This is a genomic window from Aeromicrobium sp. (genome assembly GCF_014378035.1).
In the GTDB taxonomy this organism is placed as follows: Bacteria; Actinomycetota; Actinomycetes; order Propionibacteriales; family Nocardioidaceae; genus Aeromicrobium.
In genome coordinates this window covers 1-2,183 of record NZ_JACMOM010000400.1, presented here as the reverse complement: position 1 = coordinate 2,183, position 2,183 = coordinate 1, and the positions used below count along the sequence as shown (strand labels likewise).

Annotated in this window: 3 protein-coding genes and 1 pseudogene; all 4 read right to left on the bottom strand. The window is 63.4% G+C overall.

The genetic code is table 11. From position 1 onward, the window contains the following. On the bottom strand, window positions 1–202 hold a 202-nt coding region (locus tag H7290_RS21215; RefSeq protein WP_290516001.1), incomplete at its 3' end, for a hypothetical protein. Between the two features lie 304 nt (window positions 203–506). After that, window positions 507–641 (bottom strand): annotated as a pseudogene (locus H7290_RS21210) (IS3 family transposase); the annotation flags it as partial. Window positions 642–953: 312 nt separating this feature from the next. Next, the gene (locus tag H7290_RS21205) at window positions 954–1,685 is read right to left on the bottom strand and encodes an SDR family oxidoreductase (RefSeq protein ID WP_290516000.1); all 732 of its coding nucleotides are present in this window, start codon (window positions 1,683–1,685) and stop codon (window positions 954–956) included. A gap of 93 nt (window positions 1,686–1,778) precedes the next feature. After that, a partial coding sequence (locus H7290_RS21200) for a zinc-binding dehydrogenase (protein ID WP_290515999.1) occupies window positions 1,779–2,183 on the bottom strand: 405 nt, incomplete at its 5' end.

Here is a 2,183-nt window from a genome sequence, read left to right as displayed (position 1 = left end):
TCGGCAAGAATTCGTGCCAGCTCGCCGAGGGCGGCTGAGCGCCGACGTGTGAAACGACGGAGACTTCGCCGTCCTGCGGGGCGGCGAAGAGGACGCCGCGGAGCGACGACCAGAGTTCGCCTGGGGCCGACTGGAACCGCTGCGCGGTTGGCCTGATGTGCTCACCAACGGTGAGCTGCTCGGTGCGACGCGTCCAGTTCACTCCCGACCTGTTGCCGTCCGGCATCACCGGCGTCACGGTCGACAATGGTGTCGGCCAAGATTGGTGCCGACAAGACTTCAGAGTTTCTGAGTGCGTCGAACTCATGCGCACACACCGATGCCCGGGGTCGAGGTTGGCTAGTTCGGTGAGGTCGAGTGAGGGCAGGTCGAGGATGACGGCGTTGCCGGCCTTGCCGTTCGTGTCGAGGACCAGTTGACTTCGCAGGGGTACGCCGTGGGGGACTTCGTGGGTCACAAGTACGTCGACGGGGTCCGAGCCGAGCGCCTCGATGTCGTCGGGTTGGTTGCTTGAGCCAGTTGTGCAAGCAGCAGGCGCCGATGCCCAGCTCGTAGGCGGTGGTGTTGACCTGCTTGCCCGAGCGAACCAGAGCGATCGCGCGAGCACGGAACTCGGCTGGATAAGGATTGTGCCCCGTCAGGGTGCACAGTTGCCCAAATTCGGGGGCGGCCGGTAGCAGGCCTCACTTTGATCCGAGGGGGACCGGAAATCGACTGCACTGTCCGCTACTGATCTACGTGCCATCGACCGACTCATCCGGCATCCGGATGGCTTTAGCGGTTCGAGTACTCGTCGATCGAATGCTGTCAGCTGCTCAAAGCCTTAGGAATTTGGGACATTCCGGCGTGTCCGGAAACGTAACATTCTGAGTCGGTTCCGGGCTTCGTCCCCGTCGCCCTGCGATCCTGACATCCGCACGCCTGTGCTCCTCCGGACCTCGAGCGGCTGTGAGTCAGGGAGCGATCTGCTTGACCGGGCGCATGAGGATCTCCTGGATGAGCACGTTGGCTGGCTGCGCAAACGCGAAGACGAGGGCCTGGGCTACGTCTTCGGACTTCATGGCTTCAAGCTCGGTGCGGCGGGTCAGGAGCGCATCGCTGACGTTCTCGCCGAACTCGGTCCAGACAGCGCCCGGTTCGAGAACCGAGACGCGGATTCCCTCGTCACCAAGTTCCTTGCGCAGGGCATCGTGAAAACCGACGACGGCGTACTTCGTTGCGCTGTAGACCGACCAGGTTGCTGCGCCAAAACGGCCACCGACGCTCGAAACGGAGCAGATCATCGCGCCAGCCCGACCACGCATCAGTGGGATGGCAGCCTGGGTGCAGTTCAGCACGCCATAAAGGTTGGCATCGATCATCGACTTCCAGTCAGCGGGGTCGCTGCTCTCAAATGGCGAACTGATGCCGAGACCGGCGTTGTTGAAGAGCAGGTCGACTCCACCGAAACGGCTCTCGAGCGTGGCGAACATCGTGGTGACCGCGGCGGCGTCCGCGACATCGACCTGCATGACCGTGGCGGAGTCTCCGAGCTCGGCGGCCAGTTCCTGCAACCGTTCCACGCGCCGGGCGACCAGGATGACGTGCGCACCCTCTTCGGCGAGAAGGCGAGGTGCGGCCTCTCCAATTCCACTCGCTGCGCCTGTAATGACAGCGATCTGTCCGGTCAGGTCCTGCATTTTCATGTGTAATCCTCTGTTGTCGGTGATGAGGCAAGAAGTGCGTCGGGGCGACTAGCCACCGGTGCGTGCACCGTTCACAGCAAGGCCGCCTCTCCTTCAGATGGTTGAGGTGTCGATGACGAATCGATAGCGGACGTCGGAGGCAAGAACACGTTCGTACGCCTCGTTGACGTCCTGCGCCGAGATGATCTCGATCTCGGATGCGATGCCGTGCGTGGCACAGAAGTCGAGCATTTCCTGGGTCATCGCGATCCCTCCGATCATGGAGCCCGCGAACGAGCGGCGGCCGCCGATCAGCGACATGGCGTTGACCGCCAGGGGCTCGGGTGGCGCGCCGACGTTGACGAGGGTGCCATCGACGGCGAGGAGGCCGAGGTAGGCGTTGACGTCGATGCTGGCGCTGACGGTGTTGATGATCAGGTCGAAGCGGCCGGCAAGTGCCTCGAAGGTGTCGGGGTCCGAGGTGGCGAAGTAGTGGTCGGCCCCCAGACGGAGCCCGTC